The sequence below is a fragment of the Ochrobactrum sp. AN78 genome, from assembly GCF_029909885.1.
In the GTDB taxonomy this organism is placed as follows: domain Bacteria; phylum Pseudomonadota; class Alphaproteobacteria; order Rhizobiales; family Rhizobiaceae; genus Brucella; species Brucella quorumnocens.
In genome coordinates this window covers 79,256-102,007 of record NZ_JASAMU010000009.1, presented here as the reverse complement: position 1 = coordinate 102,007, position 22,752 = coordinate 79,256, and the positions used below count along the sequence as shown (strand labels likewise).

Sequence of the window (22,752 nt, the reverse complement as noted above, 5' to 3'; positions counted from 1 at the left end):
TGAAGTCTGCCGTTGCCTGGTCGGCAACGGCGATCTTCTGCGTGTGTCAGGCATGGGCTTTGAGCTCAGCCATTTTTTCGCCCAGCACCCAAAGGGCTTTATTGAGTCTGATATCCTGGTCGATGTTTTGAATGGCGCGGGATTTCACGCGGCGCTGGCATCCGGATTTGTCCAGCGTCAGGCCGCGAAGGCCGCCTTTCAAGGCGTTCTCCTGAACAATATTCCAGACGGTCCACAGATCGTCAGCCTGATCGCTGCTGCGTCGGGGCTGCAGCAACTGTTGCGGTTTGATCGGTGTTTCCGTTTCGCCTGCATTGGGAGCAAAGCGCAAGAGGTGGGCGCCGTGGGCCAGGGCGTCTTTCTCTTCGGGATTGAGAAGGATCTGCGACCATTGCCGGGGTGCCAGCAGGGTCCGTTCTGCCTCTTCGAGCACCCGGTAGGTGCCCTCAATGACTTTTTGCGCGGCGTCACCGGAATGTCGTACACGGATGGCGTCGATGGTGCCTGTCTGGGTAACAAGCGAATTCATGCATCGAATGCGATAGAGCCCGGCCATCAGCTCATAGGGACTTGTGCCGTCATTGGCATTTTTGAGGAGGATTTCGCACAGATTGTCCCCAACATGGTAGGTGTTGCCATCATCGACATGGCGCAACCGAATGAGATGCTTGGTGAAATGGGCCTTGTCTAAGCTGCGGCTTGCGGATTGTCTTGCCCCGACCGGCACGAAGCCTTCCTTTTTGAGACCGCGTAATATTTCAATGGTGGGAATTGGACGGAACTGTTGCGAGCGGCTCGCATGCGCGGTGACTGCAAAAATCGATGGTGCCCGCGCCTGCATTTCTGCTTCCGTCAGGACATGGGTGTGGTCGAAGCGGGCGCTGTTGCTGTAAATGCTCATGATCTTTCTCCTTGAGATTTTCCCTGGCCCCTGGGCGAGGCCTTGCGGTCTGGCCGGGGATGGCTCCTGACATTCCCCGGGACAGAGCGGGAGGGCAAAGCCCGCCCGGCGGCCGGGATTGAGCCGGTCAAGTGGTGTGGCGCGGAAGGGTGAGGATTTTCACGGTTGCTCAGCGGAGTTTGCCCGCTGAGCAAGTGGTGCGGAAAACCGCAGGACTTCACGGACCGCTTGACGGGATCGATCGCTGCTGTCAGGGGCGAAGAAAAATCGGAGACGGCCGCAGGCCGGCCATTGAGGGGTAAAGTGGAGCGGATGCCCGCCTGAAATCGGGGCTGCTTGCTCAGGCGTCGTTGGGTGGCCTGCGCCTCCCTCTTTCCTTTCGCAGCAATGAAATGGCTGGCGGAGATGCAGCAACAGGGATGCGCAGAGAGCCGGATGGAATGCTTTTAATTTTTGGCGATTTTACAGCATGGGCGCGTAAGTCAGCAACGGCTTCCGCGACAAATTTGGGCTTTTTATACGAGAGCGAAAAGCAGCCCTCCAATTGGATCAGATCAAAAACAGCGGTTTCGTGGCTGCTTGCTGTCGGTGGTCACGGCATGGTTAGTCGCAGGGGCGCAGGGGCCCTGTCGCAGTTTCACCGCACGGGCCCCAGGCTGGCACGCCACCAACCCGGCGACACCGACACGGCTTATTTCCTTGACGGGCATTTAACCACCGGCTCAGCCAGCGACGCCTGCTATTGCTCAAGCCTGTCTGATCGATCAATATCAATCAGAGCGATGCCAAAATCGGGATTATAGCTGCGTTTGAGTGATGCGGGTGTTTCGCGAATAATGACTTCCAACGTTGGCCTGACATAGCCTTTGATGAAATGCCCGCCCCGTGTCTGTCCGTCGGACAAGCCCAGCACCGCGTGAAGATGGGGATGCGGCTCACCCTTTTCATTCAAGGTGATATCACCGATCAAGCTTAAGACCTCGCTTTGCTCGGTGACCGGGATCTGCTGGTAGCGTCGACTTTCGAGATCAAAAAAAGCCAGCACGGTTTCCTGAAACGCTCCGATGGCTGAAACCGAGGCGGCGTTGATGTCATGTTGGATGGCAAAATGTCGGATTGCGTCAAAAGCTTCCTCGCCCGGTTCGACGACCAATATGAAGACGCGCTCGCTGTCATTGGACAAAAGTTTGCTTTGCATGCGGTCCTCCGGATTTTGCTTAGGATAATGACCGCCAGCGCAACTGGCGGCCCTGATCGTGGCGATTCTGTTTAGCGCGGATGGCGGCCTTCACCGATTTCCTCGACGATCTTGTCGACGAAGGCGTCAAGATCATCCGGCGATCGCGAGGTGATGATGCCCTGATCGGCAACCACCGCTTCGTCGATCCAGTGCCCACCGGCGTTTTTCAAGTCGGTTTTGATCGAACCATAGGAGGTGACCTTGCGGCCCTTGACGGCGTTGGCTTCAATGAGCAACCAGGGTGCATGGCAGATCGCGGCGACGATCTTGCCCGATTGCAGGAAGGCGCGCACCACGCCCATCGCATCCTCATCAGCGCGCAACGTGTCGGGGTTGATCTGCCCGCCCGGCAGTACCAGCGCATGGGTGTCATCGAGCGCAATTTCCTGAAGGGTGAGGTCGACATTGACACTGTCGCCCCAGTCGCCATCGTCCCAACTCTTAATTGTTCCGCTTTTGGGAGAGGCGATCTTCACCTTGGCTCCCCGTTCGCGCAATTTCTCAAGAGGGACACGAAGTTCGGAGCGTTCGTATCCATCTGTCGCGAGGATGACGATATTGGCATCGGTGATCTCAGTCATGACTTTCCTCTTGATTCATTTAGGCGCAATGCCGTCCGACGACTGTGCGCCACGTGCTGTCAGTGCCACCAAATGGCTGGGGACGTTCCCGACTAGTGGACGCATTGCCACCGCCTTTTTTAGCGATCAAAACACGCCCGGCGCCACAGAATGCTAAAGCGGAGAGCTGCCGCTCGCGCCGATGACGCCAGGAATTCGCAGAAGTGCTGGCTAGTCGCGGTGTTCAGGCAGTTCTTTGAGCTGCTCCTTGGTCCAGGAAGTAACAGCATGAACATCGCCATCATCATCGCGCATGAAATCAAAGCCACTGAGTGGAACCGAGACCGGCTTGGCGCCAATGCCCAAAAAGCCGCCGACATCAATGATGATCTGCGCGTCGGGGCCTATGCCATGGAGGTGGTCGACGGTTCCGATCTTGTGGTCATCGATACCATAGACGGTCGCGCCACCGAGCGTGTCCGCATTCAATTCCGGCGCTGTCAGTCTTACATGTTTGCTGTGATCCATCTCAAATCCTCCTTGTTTTCTGAGAAAGTATAACCCAGTGGCGGGCTTTGTGTTCCCAGCGATACCCCGAAATATGCGGCTAATCTAAAAGATAGCCATGTAAATGGGAGATCAGAGTTGGAGTTGCGCTGTCTGATTGGGGGGCTTAAATCGCTCGCTTTGGGTCGCGGATATGGCAAGGATAGCCGAGGGCACAGGGAGTGATCAACGGCTGAAGGAAGAGGGATGATCATTACAACGAAAACCCATGTTGATGACAGGCCATGGTGATTGACAAGGTGGATCGGGGTGCTTTGGCGGATTGCGGTCAAGAACCAGACCATGTGGCGCTGCAGTGGCGTCATCGCCGTTTGAACTGGCGACTTCGTTGAGATCGCCCATTGTCCTGTTCTATGTCGCCGATATTTGGACAAGTGCGCGGTTTTACACTCGTTTGTTTGGTCGTGCGGCCGACCAGATCAGCCCAAGCTTTGCGCTGTTTCTATTACCATCCGGTATGCGTTTGGGCCTGTGGTCGCAAGCCCGTGTAGAGCCGGTCCCCGTCACCCGGGCCGGCGGCGGCGAGCTGGGGTTCCAGGTTGCGTGTGCTGATGAGGTCGACAGGCTGCATGTCGAGTGGCGTTCAAAAGGGGTAACGATTGCCCTGGCACCGATGGTGCTTGATTTCGGGCGCAGTTTTGTCGCGCTTGACCCGGATGGCCACCGTTTGCGCGTTTATGCGCTGGGAGATTACGAATGAATATCGCGCCTCGGCATTGGATTGCCACTGTTTCTGCCGAGCATGCGATGGTCGGCCAGAGGCTCGGCTTCGTACAGGTCTGCCACGGCAAGGCGGCACCGTTACGCCGGCTGCATTGTGGTGATCGCATCTTCACGTATTCACCCAAACTCAGTCTCGGCAGCAATGACAGCCTGCAGGCATTCACGACGATCGGATATCTTCGTGATCATCAGCCCTATCAGGTCGAGATGGCGCGCGGCTTTTATCCATGGCGGCGCGATGTGGAGTGGTTGCCCGCACGCCAGGCACCGATCAGACCTATGCTTGACCAGCTTTCCTTCACTCGTTCAAAGTCAAACTGGGGCTACCAGTTTCGTTTTGGGCTGTTTGAAATCAGTGATGCGGACGCAGATCTGATTGCAGAGGCCATGCGACTGCCGACCCGGTGATCATTAATTCATTGCGGTCGGTCAGGCAGCGCGCCCCAATGTGGCGGTGAGTTCTTTGGCCTGGCCCAAGTCTTCAAGCAATTCGCCTTCTGCGCGCTGCTGCCGCGCCGGATCAGGCAACCGCAAAATATAGGAGGGATGCCAGGAAAAAAGCAGTCGGGTTCCATCCTGCAACTGTTCGACAGTTCCGCGGCGGCGGGAGATCGGGACAGAGATGTGGCTCACAGCAAAAGCTGCTGATGCACCGAGTGCCAGAATAAGCCTGGGTTTTACCAGCGTTATTTCCTGATTGAGCCACCATCGGCAATGGTCGATCTCATCGCGGTTTGGCGTTTGGTGCAGGCGTCTTTTCCCGCGCGGTGTGAACTTGAAATGTTTGACTGCATTGGTCAGGAACACGGTGTTGTCTGCGATATCGGCTTGCCGCATCAGCCGGCGCAGGATCTGGCCGGCAGGTCCAACGAAGGGCTGACCGCTTAAATCCTCCTGATCTCCGGGCTGCTCGCCAACAATCATCATCGCGGCATTCTGGGCGCCAGAGCCACAAACGGCCTGACTGGCCTGTTCGCAAAGGCTGCAGCGCTGACAATTGCGGATCGCGCCGCTCAGATCGTCGAGCGTTTTTGCTGTGGCTGCGATGGCTGGAAACTGGTCGCGGTAGCGCTGTGCGATCAGCTCAGAACCTTTTCGCGGAGCGGTGGCCTGGGCTTCGCGCATTTTGGTGGTGCGCGCCTCCGCGTCCTTCAGCATGGCCGGGATCAATCTTGTTTCGGGCATGTTGCGCCAATATTTTTTCGGCATTTCCGACAGCATGGCGCGTATATTGGTTCGAGCGGGATTGAATATATTGGTGAAATAGGCGTTCCAAAGCGCCTCGCTGTCATCGGGCGCCAGATTGGGTTTCGCGGCCCCTGGTTGAAATTCCAGCGCACCATTTTCAAACACAGCGCTGCGTTTTGGGGTCAGGATTGTCCAGTCCATATCGGAGAAGCGAGCCACGAAGAATTTTGATGCCGGCTCGACGATATTGTGCTCGGGTTCGAACCAGGCGATGAAGTGCCGGCGTTGTGTTGTCGCGCTGATTTCGCGAAAGCGCAGGAACGCATGCATCTTGTGCAGATCCCGCCGCACATTCTTGCTCATCCGGATCAGACGATAACCGAGCGGATCCACCGCAGACAGCGGATCGCCGTCGCGATGCGCCAGACGCCACAACGCCTGATACAGCAGATGAAATCGCTCGGTGTCGGCGTGCCATATCACGTTGCGCATGGTTTCAAGGAAGGTTTTGGAGGCAAGGGTTGCGTGCGGACCGTCCTTTTCCGGCAAACCGTCGCCGTCAAACAGGCCGTCAGCGGGATTCCAGTTCATGCTCTCCGGCGGGATACGATGCGACATGGCGCGGCGCGCCGCCTGGCGCCAGCTGTTGACCGTTCCAATCTCGTCAATTGTGGCACAAAAGGACATTTCGCCGGTTTCAACCTTTCTGTCAAAGCAAACGCAACTGTTTGGGCGCGGGCATGAAACGCTGCCGCAAATCCGCACTGTCGAGCATCAATCCCGGGGTCCAGTCGGTGACGGTGATGAAGGGTTTGGCCTTGCGTGTCAGGGCACCAATGCGCACAAGATCGCCGATCCGCAAAGGCTGCAGGCGACGGGCGCTGATGAGGCGATCGACGGTTCGCACGCCGAAGCCGGGAACCCGCAGCAGCATTTCCCGTGATCCCTTATTGATATCAACCGGAAAATGGCCGCGATTTTGCAGCGCCCAGGCAAGTTTGGGATCGATATCCAGATCGAGAAATCCGTCCCGGGTGCCTGCGGTTATTTCTGCGGCCTCATAGCCATAAAAGCGCATCAGCCAGTCGGCCTGATAGAGACGATGTTCGCGTTCGAGCGGCGGACGGATCAGCGGCAATGCCTTGGTTGCGTCGGGGATCGGACTGAAGGCGGAGTAATAGACCCTGCGCAGCTTGTAGCCGGTATAGAGTCGGACAGCGGTGTTGAGGATCACGGTATCATTGGAGCTGTCGGCGCCGATGATCATCTGGGTACTTTGACCAGCAGGGGCGAATTTTGGCGGCTTGCGCCCGCGGATGGTCTTTTCAGACGCGGCCTCGCCTTCAAGCCGGACCTGAGCCATGGTGGCGCGAATGGTTTCCGGGCGCTTTTCAGGGGCCAGTTGCCGCAAGCTTTGGTCCTGAGGCAATTCGACATTGATCGACAGTCGGTCTGCATAAAGCCCGGCCTCCCGAATAAGCTCAGGGGCGGCATCCGGAATTGTCTTGAGATGTATATAGCCCTTGAAACCGTGCAGGCTCCGCAATTTGCGGGCAACGAGGGTCATGTCGGCCATTGTCTGGTCGGGTGATCGGATAATGCCCGACGACAGAAACAGGCCCTCAATATAGTTCCTGCGATAGAATTCGAGGGTCAGGGTGACAATCTCGTCGACGGAAAAGCGCGCACGCTCGACATTGCTCGAAACCCGGTTGACGCAATAGGCACAATCGAACATGCAAAAATTGGTCATCAGGATTTTGAGAAGAGAAATGCAGCGCCCATCGGGCGCGTAGGCATGACAGATCCCCGAGCCACCGGAGGACCCCAGTCCCCCTTTCAGGGCATTGCGCTTTTCGCCCCCACTGGAAGCACAGGACGCATCATATTTTGCCGCATCCGACAGGATTTCAAGTTTTCGTTGCAGGGTCATGGAAGCCATGGGCGGAGATTAGATGTTCTTGATTTGTTCGTCAATCACCGTCGTTGCCTTCACCGGTGTCTGCTGACATCCGCCTGACATGACCAACCGGACTTAAGGGGCGCGGGGGGGCATGGTCCAGGCGCCCGTCACAGCGGTTCTGCGCAAAAGCTGCGTTTTGAAATCGGGTTGCGCCAGCACGTTCTGCCGGCTTTCTGCCGCGGACCATCGGTGATCACTTCGTTGAGAAGCCAACGGCCATTGTCCTGATAGATCACGGTCTTATCACCATCGGGCCACACATGGACGTCGAGACGCAGCTGACGTCGGCTTATTTTTCGTTCGGCTGCCGCCTGATAGAAGAAAAACCTGCGGCAGGTCTTTTCAGACCGGATGGTTCCGGCATCATCCCGCACACTGCAGGTGGCGCGGTCATGCGGATAGCGGCCCCGGCTCCAGTCCCCGAGCAATGTCCGGTTAAGTTCACAGGCCTGCTCCAAATCATCCATGCAGCCCATGTCGTAGGCGCGCGCGGCTTCGGTGATGAGGCTTGCCGGATCACGATCATAGGCGTCACCGGCCAGCACGATCGGTGGCTGCGCTTCAAGCAGCAGATTGCCATATTTTATGCAGGCCTCGCCATCGGTGGTGGTGACGAAGGGATGAAAGCAGCCGGTCTGGTAGGCCATCGCTGCTTGCTGAGTGTTGACAGCGGTGCCGAGGCCGAGAGCGTAAATATTGCCGATCAGTTTGCAGGCATAAGGCGAAAGTCCGGGATCAGCGGCCTTGCAGGCAAAGTCCGCCCATTGCAGCGCTGCCGGATAATTCGTCTTATGTTGCAACGCGAATTTTGCCGCCTCGTAGCAGAGGCTGACGGCTTCTGGCCGACTGCGGCTCTGCGCGATATGGGCGGCGCAGCCTCTCTCAAATACATCCATCGCTGCGACGATGTCACCGGCACCGCCATGCAGCTGCGCGAGCGGCAGACAGGTGCTTGCCGGTGCATTGTCGAAACGACAGCCCTTTTCAAGGGCAACCAACGCCCTAACATTTCTATTGGCGATGATCGGGGGCGGGGATTGCGGCTGTGTCTTGTCGAACAGCAGCGAGGCCAAAGCCTGACATCCGTTGATTGTTTCATCGCTGCAGGCGCTGTTGAGCATGGCTTCGAGTTGCGACCGCTCAATGTCTTTGGAAGCGAGAGCAGCGGAGACCGCTGCCGCGCAGGCCTGTGGTCCGCTGGCGGATGCATCGGTGCGACAGCTGTTGGAAAGAGCCTGATAGCTGTCAATTTGCGCCGGTGCTGCCGCAGCAAGTGTCGGGTCGAGAGCAGACCCCACACTGGTGCAGGCACTGTCTTTGTCGGCCTGCTCCTTGCATAGGGCGAGTGCGCGCGCCGCGCTTTCATTGCGGGCATCCAAGGCCCAATGCGCGGCAAGCCGGGTTTGGGCAATACAGGCCGAGGGGTCGCCCTGAGCGCAGCCGCGCTCAAGCAGGGCCTTGGCCTTTATAAGACGGGGCGTGTCGCGAGGATTGGGCTCTATGGCCTGCAGAAAATCACGATATTTGTAGTAGGCAGGTTTGCAGTGGACCCGATTGTCTTGTGCGGGGCCTGGTACGCAGCTTTCCTCGAGAAAGGCAGCCAGCGCATAATTTTCGTCCGGCGTCGCGGATGCTGCCTGGCCACGCGCCCTGATCACAGGGTCGAAACTGTCGAGAAGATCGCGACAGACAAAGGCGATGCCTGCCCGGCAGGCGGTATAGGAGGCGGCAAAATTGGAGCTTGCCTCGACTGCTGTTGGAGTGGTGCCGCTTGCGGTTCCACGCGCCAGCAAAACGCAACTCACAGCGTCACCGGCATCACAGCCAGGTTTGGCGAGTTCCGGTGTGACAAGATCGGCGGCGTCGCCGGTGCCGCCTTCGATCGCTCGAAACTGGGCATTTTCAAGCGTATTCTCGGAACGGTTGATCGCCAGCTTGCAACCCAGAACATCGCCGCCCATGCAGCCGAGCAAAGCGTAATGGGTCACGGTCGCAGGCAGGTCGCCAGCGGGATCCGGGGCATCATAGATCGCCTGCGCATACAGGCTGCATGCTGCGGACAGTCCCAGATCGCAGGCTTTCTTGAGGCTATTAGCGTCTTGCGCTGCGGCATATGCCTGCAACAGAGCGGCTGCGGCGGCAAGCCGCTCTGGGTCGGACGCGTAACCCGCTGTTTCGGCTTGCGAAAATTCGCTACCGGTCTTCACCAGCGAAGCGATGAATTCCCGACCGGTCGCGCAATGGCTGTTTTGTGGCAGGCGCGTTGCGCGCGCGAGAATGTTGCTGCTTGCTCTGATATTCAGCAGGCCGAGCGACAACGCATAGTGACCGTCGGCCTGCAGATAAGCGGCCATCGATGGGCGGAATGCCTCAAGCGCCCGAGCCTGGTTGTTCAAAGAGGCAAGCGATGGGGCTATGGCGGCGATGAGATGGCAGGTGTTGGGCGGTGCAACAAAGCGCTGACCCTTGTCGGCGCGCTGTGAAAAACCGCAGAAATTGGATGCGGTTTCGACAGGGACAAAGCCGGTCGCACGCTGCAGACCCTTGCCTGTAGGGTAATCCACCACGAAATATGGCTGAAGATCGGGGCCAAATGTGATGTCAATCAGCCTGACCTGACTGCCAGCATCCAGAAGAATGCGACCGGTCCGGCTGCCCGCTTGGCCAGGCGTCTGGCTGATCAGCGTGGGTGTACAGAGCCTTCGGCTGTCGAGCGTTTGATAGGCAGGAAGATCTTGTGCCCTGCCTTGTAGGAAAGGCGCCAGCACAAAGACAATCGCTATGGCTGCGGCGATGAACAGCCGGTTGGGTATGCCTTGTGAAATGATTGTGTGCGCCATTGTCCCCCCGCCTTAGATCGCATTGTGTTGCTATAGCGGGATCTTCGGATCAGGGAAAGAGTCGGTTCAAGCGACCCAGCAGCGCTCGGAGGGCGATGAGGTTCAGATGCCGGATTTGAGCGGAGCTTCAGGCTGGGCATCCCGATCAAGCGCCTGCATCTGCTGGATAATGCGCGCCATGTCATAGGGTTTGGAATAAAAGGGAATGGTTTCATGCAGTGCGGTATTTTTAATATTGCTGAGACCAGACACCACAATCACCCGTATATGCGGATAGGCTTCCCGGACGATATTAGCCAGTTCGATGCCATTGATGCCGCCTGGCATATCAATATCGGTAAAGACGATATCAATGCCGCGATTGCAACTGAGGATGTCCAACGCCTGGCTGCCATTTTCTGCTTCCAACGTGACGATGCCCGCATCCTCCAGCTCGCCGACGGCGACAAGACGCAACAGTGCTTCGTCCTCGACGACCAGTACAGTTGTTTTGTCACCCGCGAAAATGCCCATCGACCTGTCGTTCCTTTGCTGCACTACAGGCTGCATTATCATTGATAATGATGCATGAATAGTTGCGGTCACAGAGGATTGATCCGATGGTTTCGGTGGTGGGATGAGCATGATTGCCTGGAGCACTGGTCTTTCGACGAGCAAGGCGGCACAACAGCCCATTGCTATGGTCGGGCCTGCCGCGGTCGGCCAATGGGGTCGGAGTTTGCTATTGTTTGGGGGGCAGGCGATATGCTTCATCAGACCGACCTGATGTGGCGAGCGATCAAGACACAAAGTCGGCGGGTGTTACACAAGAAAGGTGATGGCGTAGAGGGTTGCCAAGATACAGCAACCAGCCAGCGCGGAAAAATAACTCCAGGGCATTCTGTCGAGCCAGCTTGCGCGACCGGACGAACCCGGGTCTGTTGCTGCATCTTTCGCTTCCGCAAGCAACGCATTCAAAATTTCCGATTTGTGTAGATCAGCACCGTGCCCCATTTTTTCCCCCTGGGTTCAGGCGAGTCTTCTACCATCCCTAGCAAGGAGGGTCATGCCTGACTTTGGTTTATTCCGAACAACCTTTGATCCATTGCAACGCGCCTACGGGCAGAGCCAAGGATGGGGGGCGAACCGAAGTCGGGCAATCGCCCGGCGCAGCCATTACCACCTGATCATCACCAACCTGTGTGCCGCGGGTTGAACGCAGGGACCAGCCCTGCGAGGGTGCTAAAAGCCTGGCTTGCGATTTAAACACAGCAAAAGGCGCTCCGAAAAAGGATCCAACCAACGGGGAGGACGCGCTATTCCGCCGCCTCGACATATCCATTCGCGGTCTTTGATGCCCGTCGCTGATCGCAAAGAATACCGAGCGCCACTTTATGCAGGACACCAAACACAACCCTGTCAGGATCGCCTTGGGATAGTTGTTCGGGATAATCGATCAGCCTGGCGATTGTCGCTTCAACAATGCGTTGCCGGATCCGCATGACCGGGGAGTAGTGTTCAGCGCGTTTGCCGATCATCCTACGCAAATCCTGATCATGGTCGAAGTGATCAATGTCATGATGATCAATGTTGGAGTAGCCGCGTGCATCATCGGGGAGTACCATTCGTGCTCCTCCTTGCTAGCAGGCAAGAGCACAAGAAACCCTCAGCCGCCACCGCCTACATATTCGTGTTGGTGACGATGCGATGAGTATACGCTGTTTTGGGCAGGAGTCACGGGATCTTTGAAACAGTCGACGCGCGTCGCGCGCGCCGCCAAATTTGTCTTTGCCGAGGAATGTGGTATCGGCGGACCAAACAGTGCAGCCCCAACAATCCGTTGGGCAGGAGTGACAATTGAGTAATCTGGAAACAGCGATCGCGGTTGCCGCAGCCGCCCATATGGATCAGCAAGATCACAATGGAGATCCCTATATCCTTCACGCCTTGCGGGTGATGATGGCGCAGACCACGAGGGAGGCACAAATTCTTGCTGTCATGCATGATATGATCGAGCATACGGCGACATCACTGAATGATGTTTATTCCTTTGGCTTTGATGATGATATTGTTTTAGCGCTCAATGCCATCACGCGGCGTGATGACGAAGACCATCTGGTCTTTGTGAAGCGTGCCTGCTCCAATCCGATTGCCCGACCGGTCAAGATCGCTGATTTAAGGGATAATTTGCGCCTTCACCAGCAGGATGCGGAGCGCAGCACACGCTATCGGGAGGCTTTGGAGATGCTTGGCGAAAGGCCCTGATCAGCAGCCTGCGGACAAGGCTGAACACGGACGGCAGCGGCTACGCAGAGGCGCACTAAGGTTTTGGTACGCTGCATGACACGCAGGCATTGCGGATGCAACTTTTCCTGATCACCTCGGTTAGGGGGGCGTACCATTCCGGTACATGTGGAGGAATGACCATGGCCAACAATCAGCAGGACAGCAAGAAAACGGCCTCCGGCAAGCAAGGCGGAAGCCACGAGCAGCATGTCAAGGCTGGCGAACAGAGCCACAAGAATGAAGACAAGAAGTCTGGCAGTGGCCAGACGGGCAAGACCAGTCAGTCAAACGACAAAAAATAGGCTCGATCGGGAGAGTCCGTCCCTGCGACGGGCTCTTCTCAGCTATTTGACGGTGTTAAATCTGATTTGGCCCGACATATGGCCGGTCGACGATTTCCCGCAAAGCGAAGCTTGAATTGATCTTGACCACATGCGGCAGGGCGGACAGCCAGTCGCGGTGAATGCGTTCGTAGTCTTCAAGATCCCGTGCGGCGATACGGAGGATGTAATCATACTCACCCGACATCAGATAGCAGACCAGCACATTTGGGCAACGTCTGACGGCGGCTTCGAAATCGGCGAGAATTTTGGTAAACTGGCCTGACAAGGAAATATGGACAATCGCAATCATCCGATAGTCGAGAGCTTTCGGCGACAGCCGGGCGTGATAGCCGGCAATGATCTGGTTTTTTTCCAGACTGTCGAGCCGGCGTGAACAGGCAGAGGGCGACAGACCGACTTTTTCCGCAAGCTCCGCATTGGTGATGCGGGCATTTGCCTGCAAGGTCCTGAGGATTGCAAGATCGATCGGATCGAGAGTGCTCATTCGAAGAACCTTCGAAACAAAGGGTTGGTTACGCAATAATCCACCAGAATACCGATGGTTGCAAATCGTCTTTGCAAGGACATTGCGCGCTGGAGATGTTTTGATTTTAGACTGGATAAGGACCCACAGAAGTGGGCGAACAGAGAGGAACGTTTATGCGTGTCGGTTGCCCGAAGGAAATCAAGAACCATGAATATCGAGTTGGGCTGACGCCTGATGCAGTGCGGGACTATGTGGCCCATGGCCATGATGTCCTGGTGGAAACCATGGCCGGAGCCGGCATCGGTGCCGATGACGCGAGTTACAGTGCAGCCGGGGCGAGGATCGTTGCTTCAGCGCAGGAAATCTTCTCAAAATGCGACATGATCGTGAAGGTGAAAGAGCCGCAGGCCGAAGAATGGAGACAGTTGCGCGAGGGCCAGATCCTTTACACCTATCTTCACCTGGCTCCTGATCCCGAGCAGACCAAGGGGTTGCTTTCATCGGGCGTGACAGCGATTGCCTATGAGACGGTGACCGATGATCGCGGTGGTTTGCCCCTGCTGGCACCGATGTCGGAAGTGGCCGGACGTCTGTCCATTCAGGCGGGCGCGACTGCATTACAGAAAGCCAATGGTGGACGCGGCATCCTGCTGGGTGGCGTGCCGGGTGTTTTGCCAGCGAAAACCACGATCATCGGCGGCGGGGTGGTTGGGCTGCACGCGGCCCGGATGGCGGTGGGCCTGGGGTCCGATGTCACCATTCTCGACCGTTCTCTGCCGCGTCTGCGCCAGCTCGATGATTTGCTCCAGGGACGAGTGCATACGCGCTACGCCAGTCTGCAAGCGATTGAAGATGAGGTCTTTGCGGCCGACCTGGTGATTGGCGCTGTACTGATACCGGGCGCCGCCGCTCCCAAGCTTGTCAGCCATGATATGTTGTCGGGCATGAAAGCCGGCGCGGTCATCGTCGATGTGGCGATTGATCAGGGCGGTTGCTTTGAAACCTCCAGGCCCACCACACATTCTGACCCGACCTATCTGGTGGAGGGGATCCTGCATTATTGTGTGGCGAATATGCCCGGTGCCGTGCCGGTTACCGCAGCCCATGCGCTTAACAATGCCACGCTGCATCACGGGCTTGCGCTCGCTGACCGGGGATTGCGCGCGCTGGCGGAGGACAAGCATTTGCGCAATGGACTGAATGTCCATCGGGGGCGGATTACCAACGGACCGGTGGCGGAAGCCCTGGGCTATCAGGCCTATGCAGCAGAAACGGTGCTTAACGTCGCATGAGGGATCACGCCCGACAGGCGCCTTGCGGGGAGACCTGTGGGGTGTGACGGTTCTTGGCTGCATCGGTCGGCGCGCCGTCAAAGGCCTTCTTGAGGCGGGCGGGATATGGAGATCAACCGCGCCAGTTCAGGAAATGTCTTTCGATCTGTGCGATGACGGCGTTGACGATCAAACCCAGCACCGAGAGGATGGTAACGCCCGCAAACAGTTTTTCGAGATCGTAGAGCGATCCGGCTTCCAGAATGTAGGAGCCGATACCGAACTGTGCGCCCAGCATTTCAGCGGCGACCAGCAAGATGATGGCGATGGAGATCGACACCCGCAAACCTGACAGGATGGCGGGAAAGGCGCCGGGCAGCACGATCTTGCGGACGATGGACCACCAGCCCAGGCCGAAGCTCTGGCCCATACGGATGAGGGATCGATCGACATTGTCGACCGCGCCATAGGTTGCCACGACAGTCGGGGTGAATGTCCCGAAGGCGATGAGCATATATTTTGACATCTCGTCAATGCCGAACCAGATGACAAACAGGGGCAGCAGCGCGATTTTCGGGATCGGAAACAAGGCGGCCACGAGCGGCACCAGCCCGGCGCGCACATGGCTGAACAGACCGATCATCACGCCAAGGCTGACGCCGACTGCAATGCCAAGGCTGGCGCCCACGACAAGGCGGCGCAGCGATGGCAGCAAATGTTGCCATAACAGACCCGTCTGCCAGAGCTGGACGAATGTTTGGAGGACGGCAGAGGGGCGGGGCAGCGTCAGATTGGAAATAAAACCAAGACGCGTTCCGACTTCCGCCAGCAGGATCAGGGCAAGGAACAGGGCCAGCGCGATATGGCGAACCGGTCTGGGCGCAAAACCGCCGCCGCGGAATGGCACCGGACGCACGATCTGCGCTTGTGGGTCCAGCGGGGCGATTTCAACCATGAATCAGCTCCTGATCTGCGGCCTTGGCCTCCGCCCGCATCAATTCCCAGAGTTGTTTTTGCTTGTCTTCCAGCAAGGGATCGCCAAGCCGGCGCTCGCCCAGCGGAATGTCGATGTCGACAATCTCGCGGATTGTTCCTGGACGCCGTGACAGCACAACCACGCGATGACCGAGCCGCACCGCTTCATTGAGGTTGTGGGTGACATAGACGGATGTGAAGGGTTGCCGGTTCCACAATGTGACCAGGTCGTCCATCAGCAATTCGCGGGTTTGGCTGTCGAGGGCGGACAAGGGTTCATCCATCAGCATTACGGCCGGTCGGACCGCCAGCGCGCGGGCAATCGCCACGCGCTGACGCATGCCGCCTGAAAGCTGCTTGGGCAAGGCCTTGCGGAAGTCGACAAGTCGAGTCCGCTCCAGCACATTGCTGATGATCTGGTCGGTTTGCGCGCGACTGATTGCATGATCCTCAAGCACCAGTCGGATGTTGCCTTCAACGCTGCGCCAGGGCAGCAAGGCAAAATGTTGAAAGACATAAGTGAGCGGGTTGAGCGAGTCTGGTGGCGGCGTTCCGATCGCCAGCACCTTGCCTGCGGCCGGGCGTTCAAGTCCACCCAGAAAGCGCAGCAATGTCGATTTCCCGCAGCCGGAAGGACCGATCACGCAGACAATCTGACCGTTTGGTATCCGCAGCGACAGGTCCTTGAGGACTTCAACCGAGCCATAGCTATGACTGATATTTTCAAGCAGCAGATCCATTTTAACTCCAGACACCAAAGAGCGCTGAACCGGCAGGCTGTTGCTGGCTGATCGTGATCGATCTGCCCCCATTTGAGCGTTGCCTGCAGCGCGTCGGCATCACTTGGTTAGATTGTTTTGACAAAGGAAGTGTCGAAAAGCTTTTCTTTTGTGACCGCTTCCTTGACCATGCCTTCGGCGCGAAACCAGTCGAGTTGTTCGACACAGCTGGAGAGGGAGAGGGCAAGTCCCTTGTTGATACGCATGGCACCATCGATCAGGTTCTGTTTTGCTGTCTCAAACGGGCTGTCGCTCTCCACATATTTATGCACGATCCGCGCGATATCATCGCGGGCTGCGTCGTCGCTATGGTTGTCGACAAAGGCGGCATTATAGTCATCGATGGCTCTGGCATAGGCTTTTACGAAAGCCTCGGTCATGCTGCGTTGATCGCTGGCATTGCGGGTTGAGGTAAAAGCGGTCGTCACCTGATAGTCCGGCGCGTAATCAGCGACAAGTCCGATCTGTTTGGCGGCACCGTCACGGATGAGCTTTCTGGCGACATTGGGCTGGATTGCCCAGGCGTCGATCTGGCCGGTCGACAGGGCGCCAACCACCGCGCCGAGCTTTTGCAGCGGTCGCAGCTGAATGTCGGAAAGCGCGATATTGTTGGCTTTTGCAATCTTGTGCGCCATGAAATGGAAGGAGGATCCGGCGGTGGTGATGCCAAAGCTGTGCCCGGCGAGCTTGGAGGGATCGGTGAGGCCGCTATCATAAGCCTTGTTGGAGGCGAGGATGATATTGCCGGTGATGCCTTTTTCCTCGGAAAGCGCGCCGCCAATCACCTTGATGGCGCCTTTGTCCGCCAGGCTGATCAGACCGCCGCTCATTGCCGTGACGCCGAAATCCGCATCCCCCGATGCGATCGCAACCGCCATTGGTTGGGCGGCCTCGAAGAATTTCAGTGCGATATCGAGCCCAGCATCTTTGAAATAGCCTCGCTCAAAGGCGATATAGCTGGGGGCGTGGCTTGCAAGATGCAGCACGGCAAGATTGCGGGTGGCGGCGCGGACGGGCGAGCCCAGCACCAGGCCAGCGCCGATAGCACTCAGTCCGATCAGGGCCTGTCGGCGGGTTGGGGACAAATCCATGCTGGCGCTCCTGTGCTGTTGGGCTGCGCATGGTTTAGATTTCTCTGCGAGGCCCGGCAAACAAAATTTTGTTACGTCTCTGCCATCAAGCCTTGCTGGCTTGTTTTCCATAAGGGCCCTGGTGCGAATTTTCAACCGCCGTGATTTTACGCAACGGCGTGCTCAAGCCGGGCAAGGAACGGCTTCACCTGCGCAAGGACTGCTTCTGAAGCCAGTTCTGGAAGCAAGTGACCGCCACCGAGTCCTTGCCCGACAACATCGGTCGCCCAGTCATTCCAGATTGCGAGCGGTTGCCTATCGCCGCCATAGGTTCGGCCCTGTTCCCACAACACGAGCACCGGGCTGGTGATCCGCCGTCCTGCGGCACGATCATGAAGATCATCGGATTCATCGACCCCTGCCGCGGCGCGATAGTCTTCGCACATGCCATGCCGCACCCCCGGGTCTGAAAAGGCCCGCCGATAATCGGCAAGGGCAAGGGGATGCAACTGATCGAGGCTACCTGCCATTTTTGCGAGGGTTGCATCGATGATGAAGCGCGGATCGCCCGACAGCAGTTTTTCCGGCAATGGCTCGGGTTGGGCAAGCATAAACCAGTGCCAGGCGCCCAAGCCAAAGGCTTTGCTGGCGCCCTCCCACATTTCAGGGGTGGGAACGACGGTCACCGAGATCAGGCCAATGACCTTATCAGGATAATCCAGCGCCATGCGATAGGCGACGCGTCCCCCGCGATCATGACCGCAGACCACGAAACGCTGATGGCCAAGCGCGCGCATCATTTCGACCAGGCTTGCGGCCATGCGGCGTTTCGAACCGGCCCCTTGAGCATGAGCGGTGATACGGCTGCGACCATAACCGGGCAGATCCGCGATAATGACCTGATGCGACAAAGCCAGGGCGGGCGCGATCCTGTGCCAGGCGGCCATGGTTTGCGGATAGCCGTGCAGCAGCAGGATCGGCAGGCCTTGTCCGGCGGACATCACCGCAAAGCGAACAGCTTGGGTCTGCACATCCTGCATCTTGAAATCCGGAAAGAGTTGTTGTCTTGCCAATTGCATGGTCCGCCATCCGTTGTTCGCACATCTCTATGTGCCTCATAGCATGAAATCGCCGGGTCGCCGCCTGGCTGCCAAAAGCATCTGGCAGGACGAGCAACTGTGGCTGCCGCTCTGTTCATTCCGCGTCTTTGTTGTCGCAGCCGCTATCCTGGCGCTGATCCTTAGCCCTATGGACGCGAAGGGGCGCGAACGCGCCTGCAGGATTGCCGGCCATGCTCTCACGCGGATTGTTTGTCAAGGATTGAAAAAGAGCCGCGAGTTTCTGGATTGCCGCCTCGAGTTCTGAAGGTGTATAGGCTGCAAAACCAATGAGAAAGCCTTTCTGGTCGGTTGTGCCGGCGTGCAGTGATGACAGGCCGACCAACTCGATATCGATCCGCGCGGCAGCCTCCACAACAGTCTTTTCGCATAGATTACCGATCAGAAGGCAGGGCATCTGCAATCCGCCTGCGGGAACCTGTGGCGTGACGAATTCCGAGAGGTGCTTGTGAACAAGCTGCTTCAATGCCTGCAGTCTTTGGGCGTAGATACGTCGCATGCTGCGAATATGGATGCCGAAATGCCCGCCTTCGATGAATCGTGCGAGCGTGTGTTGCGCGATGGATGCGCTGTGACCGTCAAGCAATGTGCGTGCGGCGGTCATCGGCTTTACCAGGCTCTGGGGCAGCACGACATAGCCAATCCGCAGGCCGGGAAACAGCGATTTGGTGAAGGTGCCGATATAGAGGGTCCTGTCATGGGTATCGAGCCCCTGCAGACAGGCCGTGGGCTTTCCGTCATAATGAAATTCACTGTCATAGTCATCTTCGAGAATGAAGGCGTCGTGGCGTCGCGCCCATTCTATCAACTGCAGGCGCCGGTCTAAGGGAAGCGTCGTGCCGGTTGGAAACTGATGGGATGGCGTGACAAAAACACCTCGCCCTGGCTTGGGATCGCTGATGATGGGAGCAAGCGCCATACCTTGCTGGTCCACGGGCACCGGCACCGGGATGAGCCCGGCTGCGTCAAATGCCTTGCGCGCGCCCTGATAGACCGGGTTTTCTATATAGATGCGCTCTCCCGGGTCGAACAGCATGGTGGCGGACAAAGTCAGGGCCTGTTGTGAGGAGGTCAGGATCAACAGCTGATCGGCAGTGGTGCGGGCACCGCGTTCAAGATTGAGATAATCCGCAATGGCCTGGCGAAGCGGCTTCACCCCTTGCGGATCGGCATGGCAGAGGGCGCCAGCGCCAAGCTCTTTGATAACCTGCCGATGCAGTCTTTCCCAGATCCTGAGGGGAAAGCTGCGCACGTCTGGCACGCCCGGGGCAAACGGCCGCGGCGCTTCTATTTCAGTGACGCCGCCAAGCTTGTACAGTGCATCGCCGCGCTGGCTTAGTTCCGAGGATGGCGGAAAGGTGGAATGGGGTCGCGACCGTGGTTGCCGCGATTTCAATTCCGGGGTCTGCGCCACGAAGCTGCCACTGCCGACCCTTCGCTCGATGAAGCCTTCGGCGTGCAACTGTGCATAAGCGGCTTCCACCGTATCCCGGGACACGCCGAGCGATTGGGACAGGCTGCGAGAGGCAGGCAAAGGCTTGCCCCGCTTAAGACGTCCATCAACGATGAGCTGACGGATTGCCCGCTGGATGCGGGCGTGAAGCGGCATGCTGGCATGGGTTGGATGACTGAGCCATGCTTTCACCGACTCCAGTTGCGAATGCTTGAACAATGGTCTGGTCCTCCGGGCAAAATTGGCTGGAAATATCAGGCCAATGATCGGCTAGATGTCAAGCCAGTCATCGCATCATTTCTGGAGAAAGTCGTTCATGCCGTTCAAGATGTCACCCCCATCCATTGCATTAACAGATATCCTTCATCCCATTGTCGCGGGTTTTATTTCGGTGATCGTCAATTATGGCGGGACATTCATTCTTGTTTTTCACGCGGCGCGGGCGGCCAATCTGGGTCCAGAACTGACCGCATCCTGGGTTTGGTCGGTATCGATTGGCGTGGGTCTCACGGGCATTTATCTAAGCTGGCGTTACCGGGCCCCGATCATCACAGCCTGGTCGACACCCGCTGCAGCCTTCCTGGTCACCGCACTTGCTACCACATCCTATGCGGAAGCGGTGGGTGCCTATATGATCTCGGCCTTAGCTTTTGTGCTGCTGGGTCTGTCGGGCTATTTTGACAGGGTCATTCGTCTGATCCCCGCCGGCATTGCGTCGGGCTTACTGGCAGGAATATTGTTGCAGTTCGGCATTGGCGCCTTCGGAACCGCGAGCGTAGATCCTCTGCTGGCGGCGGTGTTGATCCCTGTTTATCTGGTCGTTAAGCGGCTGTTGCCCCGCTACGCCATCGTTGCAGTGTTGCTGGCTGGACTGGTGATGCTGTCTTTTGAAGGCCGCATCGATGTCTCCAACCTGCAGCTCCAATTTGCGGCGCCGGTGATGACCTGGCCGCAATTCAGCGTCAATGGGACGCTCGCCATTGCCTTGCCGCTGTTTGTGATAACGTTGACCGGGCAATATATGCCGGGGATGCTGGTGCTGCGCAATGACGGTTTTTCCACCAGTGCCAATCCCATTGTGGCGGTGACGGGCCTTGGGTCGCTTGTGATGGCGCCATTTGGCTCGCATGCCTTCAATATCGCCGCTATCACAGCGGCGATCGCCACCGGGCGTGAAGCCCACGAAGATCCGGGCAAGCGATGGATCGCCGGGATTGCTGCGGGAAGCCTTTATGTCCTGGTGGGAATATTTGGTGTCACACTGGCGGGATTGTTCATGGCATTGCCGTCGAGCTTCATCACCCTTTTGGCAGGACTTGCGCTGCTTGGCGCTATTGCGACAAGTCTGGCGGGGGCCATGGCGGAGGCTGCCGCGCGCGAAGCCGCGTTGATCACTTTCCTTGCCTGTGCGGCCAATATCACGCTTTTAGGCATTGGTGGGGCGTTTTGGGGGCTGATGATCGGTCTGGTTGCGGCATTGATCTTGAACGCGCGCCGCCAACCCTTGCCCGATCGTCTGCATGCACAGTCCGGCGCAAAGGAGGCGCGGTCATGACAGCCCTGTTGATGAGGGCGGGGGCCTGAGGGGCGCGACCGGCGCCCCCGCAGACCATCAGTCGCTCCGATCGAGAACGCGCGACATGCTCAGCGCCAACAAGGTGCAGATCGCGCCCGATATCAGATAGCCGCCGATAAAGACGATGCCGAAACTGGTGGCAAGCCCAAGCGCGACAAGAGGCGCAAAAGCGGCGCCGACCAGCCAGGCAAGGTCTGAGGTCAGGGCAGCGCCGGTGTAGCGATAATATTGGGTGAAACGCGAAGAGACCGCGCCCGAGGACTGCCCGAAGGTCAACCCGAGAACGGCAAAGCCGATCAGAATATAGGCGTCTTGTCCGGCGCTGCCCGCATCGAGGAGGAAGGGGGCGGAAAAGCTGAAGATGGCGATCAGTACGGCGCCCAGCATCAATTCCCGGCGCCGACCGATGCGGTCGGCGATGAAGCCCGACAGAACGATGCCGACAATGCCAAGGGCTGCGCCGGCGATCTGCACCAGCAGAAAGCGTTCAGCGGGTTGCGCGCCTGTCAGCATCACCCAGCTCAGCGGGAAGATGGTGACAAGGTGAAACATGGCGAAGCTTGCCAGGGGGACAAATGCCCCGAGAATGACATCGATGCTGTGCTTGCTGAGCATTTCAAACACCGGTCGCGGCTGCAGCTCCTGCGCATCCATTGCCGCGCCGAACTCACTGCTTGCAACGATGCGCAGGCGTGCAAACAGCGCAACCACATTGATGGCGAAGGCGACGAAGAACGGATAGCGCCAGCCCCAGGCCAGAAAATCGGCCTCGCTGAGATTGTGAACGAAATAGGCGAACAGCGTGCTGGCGAGCGCGAAACCGATCGGTGCGCCCAGCTGCGGGATCATGGCATAAAAGCCGCGTTTTTCGGGAGGCGCACTCAGGCTGAGCAGCGACGCCAGGCCGTCCCAGGCCCCGCCCAGTGCAAAGCCCTGACCCAAGCGGAACAAAGCCAACAGCAGCACCGCCCAATATCCGATCGTTTCAAAGCCGGGCAGGAAGGCGATGGAGGCGGTGGATCCTCCAAGGATCAGCAGGGCGAGTGTCAGCTTGGTTCCACGGCCATATTGCCGATCGATCCACATGAAGATGAAGGAGCCGACCGGTCGCGCGATGAAGGCCAGCGAAAAAACCGCAAACGACATCAGCGTCGCTGAGACTGGATCGGGTGCGAAAGGAAAGATCAGCCTTGGGAACACGAGGATCGAGCCAATGCCGTAAACAAAGAAATCGAAGAATTCGGAGGTTCGTCCGATGACAACACCGATGGCGACATTGCCGGGGGAAAGGGGCTTTCCGTCGCTGTGGATGCGGCGCGCGTCTTGTTCAAGACCTTTTGACGTCGGTGTGGCTGACGAACTCATGAAACTCTCCAAAGGCGTATCAATGGTTTTATGATGTCGCACCAACCTACGATATCAAGGAAAAGTCGAAAAAAAAAGTAGATATAGT

At 57.8% G+C, this 22,752-nt stretch carries 23 protein-coding genes; 6 read left to right on the top strand and 17 right to left on the bottom strand.

Annotated elements, in window-relative coordinates:
- Nucleotides 1–46: 46 nt before the first annotated feature.
- The 4 genes from QBD00_RS16815 to QBD00_RS16800 form a co-directional block, all read right to left on the bottom strand.
- Nucleotides 47–901 carry a DUF932 domain-containing protein gene (locus QBD00_RS16815; protein ID WP_151093414.1) on the bottom strand — a complete coding sequence of 285 codons (855 nt, stop codon included), beginning with the start codon at nucleotides 899–901 and terminating at the stop codon, nucleotides 47–49.
- A gap of 739 nt (nucleotides 902–1,640) precedes the next feature.
- Nucleotides 1,641–2,099: a PPC domain-containing DNA-binding protein gene (locus QBD00_RS16810; protein WP_191793496.1), complete on the bottom strand. Its 459-nt coding sequence runs from the start codon at nucleotides 2,097–2,099 to the stop codon at nucleotides 1,641–1,643.
- Nucleotides 2,100–2,170: 71 nt separating this feature from the next.
- Entirely contained in the window at nucleotides 2,171–2,722 is a 552-nt protein-coding gene (locus QBD00_RS16805) for a type 1 glutamine amidotransferase domain-containing protein (protein WP_151093410.1), read from the bottom strand.
- A 210-nt stretch (nucleotides 2,723–2,932) separates the two neighbouring features.
- Nucleotides 2,933–3,229 (bottom strand): PRC-barrel domain-containing protein, encoded by a 297-nt coding sequence (locus tag QBD00_RS16800; RefSeq protein WP_151093408.1) that lies wholly within the window; start codon nucleotides 3,227–3,229, stop codon nucleotides 2,933–2,935.
- A gap of 367 nt (nucleotides 3,230–3,596) precedes the next feature.
- On the opposite strand from QBD00_RS16800, the gene QBD00_RS16795 reads away from it, so the two are divergent.
- Together QBD00_RS16795 and QBD00_RS16790 are read left to right on the top strand one after the other, a co-directional pair.
- On the top strand, nucleotides 3,597–3,968 hold the full coding sequence (locus tag QBD00_RS16795) for a VOC family protein (RefSeq protein ID WP_151093406.1): 372 nt from the start codon (nucleotides 3,597–3,599) through the stop codon (nucleotides 3,966–3,968).
- Complete coding sequence (locus tag QBD00_RS16790; protein WP_318580074.1) at nucleotides 3,965–4,399, top strand: EVE domain-containing protein; 435 nt, start codon at nucleotides 3,965–3,967, stop codon at nucleotides 4,397–4,399. Before QBD00_RS16795 ends, QBD00_RS16790 begins: the two co-directional genes overlap by 4 nt.
- A gap of 21 nt (nucleotides 4,400–4,420) precedes the next feature.
- Here QBD00_RS16790 and QBD00_RS16785 read toward each other — a convergent pair whose 3' ends face one another.
- The 6 genes from QBD00_RS16785 to QBD00_RS16760 all read right to left on the bottom strand — a co-directional run bounded on the left by QBD00_RS16785 (nucleotide 4,421) and on the right by QBD00_RS16760 (nucleotide 11,586).
- Nucleotides 4,421–5,866 carry a UdgX family uracil-DNA binding protein gene (locus QBD00_RS16785; protein WP_318580073.1) on the bottom strand — a complete coding sequence of 482 codons (1,446 nt, stop codon included), beginning with the start codon at nucleotides 5,864–5,866 and terminating at the stop codon, nucleotides 4,421–4,423.
- A gap of 22 nt (nucleotides 5,867–5,888) precedes the next feature.
- Nucleotides 5,889–7,112 (bottom strand): putative DNA modification/repair radical SAM protein, encoded by a 1,224-nt coding sequence (locus QBD00_RS16780; RefSeq protein WP_318580100.1) that lies wholly within the window; start codon nucleotides 7,110–7,112, stop codon nucleotides 5,889–5,891.
- A 137-nt stretch (nucleotides 7,113–7,249) separates the two neighbouring features.
- On the bottom strand, nucleotides 7,250–9,982 hold the full coding sequence (locus tag QBD00_RS16775) for a hypothetical protein (protein WP_318580072.1): 2,733 nt from the start codon (nucleotides 9,980–9,982) through the stop codon (nucleotides 7,250–7,252).
- A 102-nt stretch (nucleotides 9,983–10,084) separates the two neighbouring features.
- Nucleotides 10,085–10,735 carry a response regulator gene (locus QBD00_RS16770; RefSeq protein WP_235901826.1) on the bottom strand — a complete coding sequence of 217 codons (651 nt, stop codon included), beginning with the start codon at nucleotides 10,733–10,735 and terminating at the stop codon, nucleotides 10,085–10,087.
- Nucleotides 10,736–10,783: 48 nt separating this feature from the next.
- Entirely contained in the window at nucleotides 10,784–10,975 is a 192-nt protein-coding gene (locus QBD00_RS16765) for a hypothetical protein (protein WP_151093395.1), read from the bottom strand.
- A 302-nt stretch (nucleotides 10,976–11,277) separates the two neighbouring features.
- On the bottom strand, nucleotides 11,278–11,586 hold the full coding sequence (locus QBD00_RS16760; RefSeq protein ID WP_318580071.1) for a hypothetical protein: 309 nt from the start codon (nucleotides 11,584–11,586) through the stop codon (nucleotides 11,278–11,280).
- A 232-nt stretch (nucleotides 11,587–11,818) separates the two neighbouring features.
- Between QBD00_RS16760 and QBD00_RS16755 the strand changes: the two genes are divergently transcribed.
- Nucleotides 11,819–12,226, top strand: coding sequence for a GTP pyrophosphokinase (locus QBD00_RS16755; protein ID WP_151093391.1), 408 nt, complete (start codon nucleotides 11,819–11,821; stop codon nucleotides 12,224–12,226).
- 161 nt (nucleotides 12,227–12,387) lie between these two features.
- On the top strand, nucleotides 12,388–12,549 hold the full coding sequence (locus tag QBD00_RS16750; protein ID WP_191793502.1) for a hypothetical protein: 162 nt from the start codon (nucleotides 12,388–12,390) through the stop codon (nucleotides 12,547–12,549).
- 55 nt (nucleotides 12,550–12,604) lie between these two features.
- Here the strand turns inward: QBD00_RS16750 and QBD00_RS16745 are convergent, their stop codons facing one another.
- A complete protein-coding gene (locus tag QBD00_RS16745; protein WP_318580070.1) occupies nucleotides 12,605–13,075 on the bottom strand; it encodes an Lrp/AsnC family transcriptional regulator in 471 nt (156 codons plus the stop codon).
- 155 nt (nucleotides 13,076–13,230) lie between these two features.
- Between QBD00_RS16745 and ald the strand changes: the two genes are divergently transcribed.
- The gene (ald, locus tag QBD00_RS16740) at nucleotides 13,231–14,349 is read left to right on the top strand and encodes an alanine dehydrogenase (RefSeq protein ID WP_151093387.1); all 1,119 of its coding nucleotides are present in this window, start codon (nucleotides 13,231–13,233) and stop codon (nucleotides 14,347–14,349) included.
- A gap of 112 nt (nucleotides 14,350–14,461) precedes the next feature.
- Here the strand turns inward: ald and QBD00_RS16735 are convergent, their stop codons facing one another.
- The 5 genes from QBD00_RS16735 to QBD00_RS16715 all read right to left on the bottom strand — a co-directional run bounded on the left by QBD00_RS16735 (nucleotide 14,462) and on the right by QBD00_RS16715 (nucleotide 19,942).
- Complete coding sequence (locus QBD00_RS16735) at nucleotides 14,462–15,283, bottom strand: ABC transporter permease (protein WP_191793503.1); 822 nt, start codon at nucleotides 15,281–15,283, stop codon at nucleotides 14,462–14,464.
- On the bottom strand, nucleotides 15,276–16,043 hold the full coding sequence (locus tag QBD00_RS16730) for an ABC transporter ATP-binding protein (RefSeq protein WP_151093383.1): 768 nt from the start codon (nucleotides 16,041–16,043) through the stop codon (nucleotides 15,276–15,278). Before QBD00_RS16730 ends, QBD00_RS16735 begins: the two co-directional genes overlap by 8 nt.
- A 107-nt stretch (nucleotides 16,044–16,150) precedes the next feature.
- On the bottom strand, nucleotides 16,151–17,173 hold the full coding sequence (locus QBD00_RS16725) for an ABC transporter substrate-binding protein (protein WP_191793505.1): 1,023 nt from the start codon (nucleotides 17,171–17,173) through the stop codon (nucleotides 16,151–16,153).
- A 146-nt stretch (nucleotides 17,174–17,319) separates the two neighbouring features.
- A complete protein-coding gene (locus QBD00_RS16720) occupies nucleotides 17,320–18,231 on the bottom strand; it encodes an alpha/beta hydrolase (protein WP_151093379.1) in 912 nt (303 codons plus the stop codon).
- Nucleotides 18,232–18,346: 115 nt separating this feature from the next.
- The gene (locus tag QBD00_RS16715; protein ID WP_318580069.1) at nucleotides 18,347–19,942 is read right to left on the bottom strand and encodes a PLP-dependent aminotransferase family protein; all 1,596 of its coding nucleotides are present in this window, start codon (nucleotides 19,940–19,942) and stop codon (nucleotides 18,347–18,349) included.
- A 97-nt stretch (nucleotides 19,943–20,039) separates the two neighbouring features.
- Between QBD00_RS16715 and QBD00_RS16710 the strand changes: the two genes are divergently transcribed.
- The gene (locus QBD00_RS16710; protein ID WP_318580068.1) at nucleotides 20,040–21,278 is read left to right on the top strand and encodes a benzoate/H(+) symporter BenE family transporter; all 1,239 of its coding nucleotides are present in this window, start codon (nucleotides 20,040–20,042) and stop codon (nucleotides 21,276–21,278) included.
- A gap of 57 nt (nucleotides 21,279–21,335) precedes the next feature.
- Here QBD00_RS16710 and QBD00_RS16705 read toward each other — a convergent pair whose 3' ends face one another.
- Entirely contained in the window at nucleotides 21,336–22,664 is a 1,329-nt protein-coding gene (locus QBD00_RS16705) for an MFS transporter (protein ID WP_151093373.1), read from the bottom strand.
- Between the last annotated feature and the right edge of the window lie 88 nt (nucleotides 22,665–22,752).